This window comes from Tepidimonas thermarum, assembly GCF_007556705.1.
Taxonomy (GTDB): domain Bacteria; phylum Pseudomonadota; class Gammaproteobacteria; order Burkholderiales; family Burkholderiaceae_C; genus Tepidimonas; species Tepidimonas thermarum.
In genome coordinates this window covers 1-7038 of record NZ_VJOL01000075.1, presented here as the reverse complement: position 1 = coordinate 7038, position 7038 = coordinate 1, and the positions used below count along the sequence as shown (strand labels likewise).

The 7038-nt window shown below is 65.8% G+C and carries 6 protein-coding genes and 1 pseudogene; all 7 read left to right on the top strand.

The features are described from left to right. Positions 1–185: pseudogene (locus Tther_RS13805) on the top strand (hypothetical protein); the annotation flags it as partial. A gap of 288 nt (positions 186–473) precedes the next feature. Continuing rightward, on the top strand, positions 474–896 hold the full coding sequence (locus Tther_RS12425; RefSeq protein WP_143904339.1) for a pilin: 423 nt from the start codon (positions 474–476) through the stop codon (positions 894–896). Further along, on the top strand, positions 896–2887 hold the full coding sequence (locus tag Tther_RS12420; protein ID WP_143904336.1) for a tetratricopeptide repeat protein: 1992 nt from the start codon (positions 896–898) through the stop codon (positions 2885–2887). The genes Tther_RS12425 and Tther_RS12420 overlap by 1 nt, the downstream gene beginning before the upstream one ends. 5 nt (positions 2888–2892) lie before the next feature. Beyond that, positions 2893–3804 (top strand): glycosyltransferase family 2 protein, encoded by a 912-nt coding sequence (locus tag Tther_RS12415; protein ID WP_246099042.1) that lies wholly within the window; start codon positions 2893–2895, stop codon positions 3802–3804. Then, positions 3797–4930, top strand: coding sequence for a glycosyltransferase family 4 protein (locus tag Tther_RS12410; protein WP_143904334.1), 1134 nt, complete (start codon positions 3797–3799; stop codon positions 4928–4930). Before Tther_RS12415 ends, Tther_RS12410 begins: the two co-directional genes overlap by 8 nt. Further along, a complete protein-coding gene (locus tag Tther_RS12405) occupies positions 4927–5964 on the top strand; it encodes a glycosyltransferase family 4 protein (protein WP_221934036.1) in 1038 nt (345 codons plus the stop codon). The genes Tther_RS12410 and Tther_RS12405 overlap by 4 nt, the downstream gene beginning before the upstream one ends. After that, positions 5954–6877 (top strand): glycosyltransferase, encoded by a 924-nt coding sequence (locus Tther_RS12400; protein ID WP_185975093.1) that lies wholly within the window; start codon positions 5954–5956, stop codon positions 6875–6877. The genes Tther_RS12405 and Tther_RS12400 overlap by 11 nt, the downstream gene beginning before the upstream one ends. Positions 6878–7038: the final 161 nt, after the last annotated feature.

The window sequence follows — 7038 nt, the reverse complement described above, 5'->3', positions numbered from 1 at the left end:
ACCACTCCGCCACCCACCTGTTGCACAAGGCGCTGCGCGAGGTGCTGGGCGAGCACGTGCAGCAAAAGGGTTCGCTGGTGACGCCCGAGCGCACGCGCTTTGACTTTGCGCACAACGCGCCCCTGACCCGCGCCCAGCTGGAGGCGCTGCTGCACCGCAACCGTTGGAACCAGTCGCGCACCGCGCGCGAGCTGGGCTGGACGCTGGCCAAGCTGCGCTACTGGATGCAGCGCATGGGGCTGGGGTGATCGCCACGGGGCTTTGGGCATCCAAGGGGACCGCACATCAAGTTTTGACGTGAAAAGTTGCTGCCGACAGGGCGTTTGAGGGTGCTGACGGCCGCCGTTCGTGGCGTATGCGCCACGACGCCCCTGCGCCGAGGGGACGAAGGTGCCACTCTGGCACGCCCGTTGCTATACTGGAGTCGACCCCAACCCCATCGGGGCCGGCGTTTTCACAACTGGAGGTGAACCATGAAACGTATCCAACAGGGCTTTACCCTGATCGAGCTGATGATCGTGTTGGCGATCATTGGTATTTTGGCGGCAGTCGCTTTGCCGGCCTATCAGGATTACACCAAGCGTGCCCATGTCTCGGAAGGGTTGAACTTGGCGGCAGCGGCAAAAACCGCGACCGCGGATTTCTACGCCGCCAATGGGCACTTTGGAGCGAGTAACACGAGTCTTGGGCTTGCAAATGCTAGTGATATCAAAGGAAATGCAGTGAAATCAGTTGATGCGTCAAATGGCAAGATCACGATCATATACAATGATAAAGTCACAAATGATAACAAACTGATACTGAGTGCCATAACTTCTGCCGGCGGCATTCAATGGAAGTGCAACGCAACGGGCAGCAATGTGGACACGAAATATCTGCCGTCTAGCTGCCGTTGATGTCCCGCTCGCTCGTTGAAAAAACCCGCGCTCCGGCGCGGGTTTTTTTTGCAGACGCCGCCCCGGCGGCGGCGCTGCTGCTGTTGCTGCTGGCCATCGCCGTGCTGCAGTGGCCGGCGCTGGCAGGCGGCTTTCTGTTCGACGACGAGCCCAATCTGCGCGACCTCGGCGCCTATGGCGGCGTCGCAAGCTGGCCGACGCTGCGTGCCTACCTCTTCGGTGGCTTTTCTGGCCCGAGTGGTCGGCCGCTGGCGCTTTTGAGTTTTCTCCTAGATGATTTCACTTGGCCCAGCACGCCGGAGAACTTCAAACGCACGAATTTGCTGCTGCACCTGCTCAACGTCGCGCTGCTGACCTGGGCCAGCTTCAAGCTGATGCGTCTGCGCGGTTGCACGGAACGCACCGCCGCGTGGACTGCGGTGCTCGCGGCGGGCCTGTGGGGGCTGCATCCCTATCTGATTTCCACCACGTTTTACGTCGTGCAGCGCATGGCGCTGCTGGCGGCCACGTTCAGCTTCGCAGCACTCGCCGCCTATCTGCACGGCCGTTTGCTGCTCGCCAGCCGGCCACGTGCGGCGATCATGTGGATGGGCGTGGCGCTGGCGCTGGGCACGCTGCTGTCCACGCTCTCCAAAGAAAACGGCGCGCTTCTGCCGCTTTTGGTGCTGGTGGTCGAAGCGACGGCGCTGTCGGCCCAGCCGCCCCTGCCGCGTTTCTTCCGCTGGGTGTTTCTCTACCTGCCCAGCGCCGCCGTGCTCGGCTATCTGGCGCGCTACATCGACCTGTCCGACCGGCCCTGGCCCGAGCGCCCCTTCAACCAGATCGAGCGGGTGCTGACGGAGGCGCGCATCCTCTGGGACTACCTCGGTCAATGGTTCTTCCCGCGCATCGAAGGCGCGGGGCTTTTTCGCGATGGCATCGTCATCTCGCGCGGGCCCTTTGACCCGCCGCAAACGGCGCTCGCGGTGCTGGGTCTCGTGGCGCTTGCCTCTGCCGGGGTGTGGCTGCGGCGGCGTGCGCCGCTGGTGGCGCTGGCCATCCTGTTCTACCTGGCCGGCCATGTGATGGAGTCGGGCTGGCTCGGCCTCGAGCTCTACTTCGAGCACCGCAACTACCTGCCCACGGCCTTTCTCTTTCTGCCTCTGGCGGGTTGGATCGTGCAGGCGCAAAACGGCCCGCAGCGGGGGTTGGCGCGGCTTATTGCGGCGGTACTCCTTGGCTGGCTAGCCTTTTTCAGCGCGCAGCGCGCCGCCCTTTGGGCCGATCCGGTCAAATTGGAAGTCTATTGGGCGATGGCCGCGCCCGAGTCTCCTCGCGCCGCCAACGCGCTTGCGCGCCACTGGCTCGACCATGGCGGCGATCCCGCCGAGGCCGACCGTGTCCTTGAGAAAGCCTTGGCACGTCATCCCGACTCCGGCCTGCTCATCCTAAGCCGGCTGCAGCTCCACACCAACCTGGGCACGGCCACACTCGATGAATTTGCCGAGGCCGCCCGCCGCATCGAAAGCGTCCCGTTCGATGCACAGGTGGTCACCGCGCTGCGCCATCTGGCCGAGCGTGCAGCTCGTCCCAGCGCCCATGAGACCGAACGCAACGGGGTGCGGCTCTTGGTTCAGCACCTGCAGGCGAATGGGCAGTATCAGCAGTTTCCGTTATTTCGCCGCCTCATGCCCTATCTGCTCGGGCGCATCGCGCTCGCGCAGGGCGACGCCGCTAGCGCCGAAGCGCTCTTTACCGAAGCGATCGGCCTTTATGGCCAAATGGACGCCGCCATGCAAATGATGGCCGAGATGGGCAACGCCGGGCACCCCGCGCCGGCGCTGCGGCTGCTCGACCAGGCGCAGGCCCTGTTGAATCAACTACCCGACACGGCGCTCACATTCCCCCGTGCTTTTTACCAATCCGAGATCGACCGCATCCGCGCACTGCTGCTGGCAGAGCAGGCGCAGCAGCTGACACAATCCGCCAACAGAGCGCCCCACCTGCAGTAACCTCGATGCCCCTGTCCCCGCCGATGTCGCCACCAGCCAACGAAGACAGCAACCGAATGCCGATGCCCTCCGTCAGCGTGGTCCTGCCCGCCCGCAACGAGGCGGCAGCGATTGGCCAGACAGTGGCGCGCATCCGCACGCTTTACCCAGAGGCGGAAATCGTTGTCGTGGACGACGGCTCCACCGATGACACCGCGCGTGTTGCCGCAGAGGCCGGCGCGCGGGTGGTGCGCCACCCCTACGGCATGGGCAACGGCGCCGCGATCAAAACCGGCGCACGCGCGGCAAAGGGAGACATCATCGTCTTCATGGACGCCGACGGCCAGCACGACCCGGCCGACATCCCGCGCCTTTTGGCTAAATTCGATGAGGGCTACGACATGGTCGTCGGCGCGCGCGGCGCGGGCTCCCAGGCCAGCGTCGGGCGCGGCCTGGCCAATGCGCTCTACAACCGGCTGGCCAGTTGGATGGTTGACCACCCTGTTGCCGATCTCACGAGTGGTTTTCGCGCGGTGCGCGCCGACAAGTTCCGTGAGTTTCTCTATTTGCTGCCGAATGGGTTTTCCTACCCGACCACGATCACGATGGCCTTTTTCCGCAGCGCCTACTCGGTCGCTTATGTGCCCATCACCGCGCACAAACGCATCGGCACAAGCCACATCCGGCCGCTGCGCGACGGGTTGCGCTTTTTGCTGATCATTTTCAAAATTGCGACACTCTATGCGCCGCTCAAGCTGTTCGGGCCGGTGGCACTGGGTTTCCTTGCCACCGGCCTCGGCTGGTATGCCCATACCTACCTCACCGAGGGGCGGTTTACCAACATGAGCGCGCTGCTGCTTTCTGCCGGCGTCATCGTATTCCTGATTGGACTGATTTCGGAGCAGATCACCAACCTCACTTACAAGCGCGATGGCTGAAGCGAAGCGCCGTCTGCTACTCATTACCCGCAACTTCCCGCCGCTGTGGGGCGGGATGGAGCGGCTCAACTGGCACCTGGCGGAAGAACTCTCCCGGCGCTTCGAGGTGCGCGTGATCGCGCCTGAAGGCGCGGCGCAACACGCGCCGCCCAGCGTCGCGGTGCACGAGGTGCCGCTCGCGCCGCTGTCGCGGTTCGTGCTGACCGCGGCGCTGGCCGCCTGGCGGCAGGCGTGGGCGTTTCGGCCCGACGTGGTGCTGGCCGGCAGCGGCTTGACCGCGCCGCTCGCGCTGCTGGCCGCGCGGGCGTGCGGCGCGCGCACCGCGGCCTATGTGCACGGGCTGGACGTGGTCGTACCACACCCGGCCTATCGCGCGCTGTGGCTGCCCGCGCTGCGCCGCATCGACCGGGTGATCGCCAACAGCACGCCCACCGCTCAGCTTGCCCGCAGCGCCGGGGTGGACGCCGCGCGCATCGGCATCATCCATCCGGGCGTAACGATTCCCGAACCCGATCTCGCCGCCCGCGCCCGCTTTCGCCAGCGCTGGAGCCTGCCGGAGCGTGCGCCGGTGCTGCTCTCGGTCGGGCGGCTCACCGCGCGCAAGGGACTGCGCGAGTTCGTGCAGGAGGTGCTGCCAAACATCGCCCGCGCCCGGCCCGACGTGGTGCTGGCCGTCGTTGGCGACGCGCCGGCGCATGCGCTCTACGCCCAGCCGCAGACCGCGCAAAGCATCCTGGAGGCCGCGCGCGCCGCTGGCGTGGCGGATCGGTTGCGGTTGTTGGGCAAGCTCTCCGAGCCCGACCTCGCCGACGCCTACTTCGGCGCCGACCTGCACGTCTTTCCCGTGCGCGACCTCCCCGGCGACCCGGAAGGCTTCGGCATGGTCGCGGTCGAAGCCGCCGCGCACGGCTTGCCCACCGTGGCCTACGCCACCGGTGGGGTGGTGGATGCCGTCGCGGAGGGAGTTTCCGGGCGCCTGGTGCCGCCGGGGGATGCGGCAGCTTTTGCAGCCGCCATCCTGAGCCTGCTCGACGCACCGCCCGGCGCAGAGCGTTGCCGGGCGTTTGCGCAGGGGTTTGCGTGGGAGGCGTTTGGGGCGCGCATCGCGCAGGAGCTCAGCGCATGACGACTAGCCCCCAAAATAACCTTGGCGTCTGGTTCCCCGCCGTGCGCGCCCACAGCGGCGCTGACGTGTTCACGCAGCGGCTGTGCGCCGCGCTCAACGCGCGCGGCATTCGCGCCGAAATCGCCTGGCTGCCACTGCGCGCCGAATACGCGCCGTGGAGCGTGCCCGCTCCCATGCCGCCGCAGTGGGCAACGATCGTTCACGTCAATTCCTGGCTGCATCCGCGGTTTTTGCCGCGCGGCCTGCCGGTGGTGAGCACCCTGCATTCCTGCGTGCACGACCCGGCGCTCGCGCCGTACAAGCGTCCGGCGCAGCGCCTCTATCACGCCACCTGGATCAAACGGGTCGAAGCCGCAAACCTGCGCCGCGCGCAGGCCGTGGTTGCGGTCAGCCACTACACCGCGCAAGTTGCGCAAGCCGCCTTCGGCCGTCGCGATATTCAGGTCATCCACAACGGCGTGGATATTGACCAATTCCACCCCATCGACCGCAATGCGCCCAACCAGCCGTTCCGTTTGCTCTACGTCGGCAATTGGGTCCAGCGCAAAGGCGTCGATCTGCTCGCGCCCATCCTGCACGCCCTCGGCCCAAGCTTCGAGCTGCACTACAGCGCCGACCGCAGCGGCGCGCACACCCGCTTTGCCCTGCCCACGAACGCCCGTTGCCTCGGCCGACTCGACACGGCCGGGCTGGTCGCCGCCTACCAGCAGGCCGACGCGCTGCTGTTTCCCAGTCGACTGGAAGGCTTGCCGCTCACCGTCTTGGAAGCGATGGCTTGTGGTCTGCCGGTGATTGCCACCAAGACTTCTTCGCTGCCGGAGGTGGTCGAACATGGCGTGAGCGGTTGGCTATGCCCCGTCGATGACGTCGCCGCCTTTGCCGATGCGGCGCGCCAACTTGCGCAAAACCCAGCGCAGTGGCTCGGGATGCGCCGGGCGGCGCGGGGGCGGGCAGAACGGCTTTTCAATGCATCAAGGCTGCTCAGTCAGTGGCTCGACGTTTACTGCAGCTTGTTTGCGCACGATGCGAGATAAACACCGGCCCCTCATCGGCCTGACCCTCAACTACCGCGATGCCGCCCGCACTAGCCGCTGCGTCGCTTCGCTTCTGGCCGATGGGGCAGACGGAGTGCTGGTTTGGGACAACTCCGCAGACGGCGGGCGCTCGGCCCAGGCGCTGTGCCAGCATTGGGTGCACGAGCCGCGCGTACACATCGAGGTCAGTACGCGCAACCTGGGGTTTTCCGCCGGCGTCAATCGTGGGATCGACGCCGCTCTTGCACGCTGGCCGCAAGCCTGGGTGCTGCTTATCAACAACGACGCCACCCTACACCGCGGCGCGCTCCAAACGCTCGCGCAGGCACTGAACGCGCAACCGCAGGCTGTCGTTGCCTATCCCCGCGTCGATCATGACGGGCAGGTGATTGGCACAGTTTATTACCAACGCCTTTTTGCCTTGCTGCGATTCGACCGCGCCTGGCCGGGCAGTTTTTCTTACCCCAGCGGCAGCGCGCTGCTCATCGCACCCGAACGCATCAGGCCACCGCTGTTCGACGAAGACTTTTTCATGTATGGCGAGGACGTGATGCTGGGCTGGCGCCTGGGTGCGTCGCGCATGGCACATGTGCCGCAGGTGCTGGCGTGGCACGAGGGCAGCGCCTCCAGCCGTAATGGCTCGTGGTTTTACGAAACGCATGTGGTGGCACGAAACGCATGTGGTGGCGGGGCACTGGCGGCTTGCCAAGAAGCTGGCCCGCACAAGGCGCGAGCAGTGGCTGCTGCTCGCCGGCCGCATGGTCAGCCTGCCCCTGCGCGCCCTGGTACGTTCATGGCGATCACGCAGCCTGCTGCCGCTCAAGGCATTGGCGGCAGGCTGGCGCTTAGCCCGTGGCCGATCAGTGTCCTGAGCTTGCCACCTGCACAAGAAGTGCTTCCCATTTGGGAATGATCCGCTCCGGCGAATAGTATTTCGCCCGTTCTAACAGGCCGTTGAAAAATCCCTCGCCACCCCCCGCGTCGGGCGGTACGATCTGAGGCCAACCGAGAACAACGCAGACGAGCACGATGAGAGGCAGTCAAGACTTCCAGGGGGCGATGTTCAGCTACATC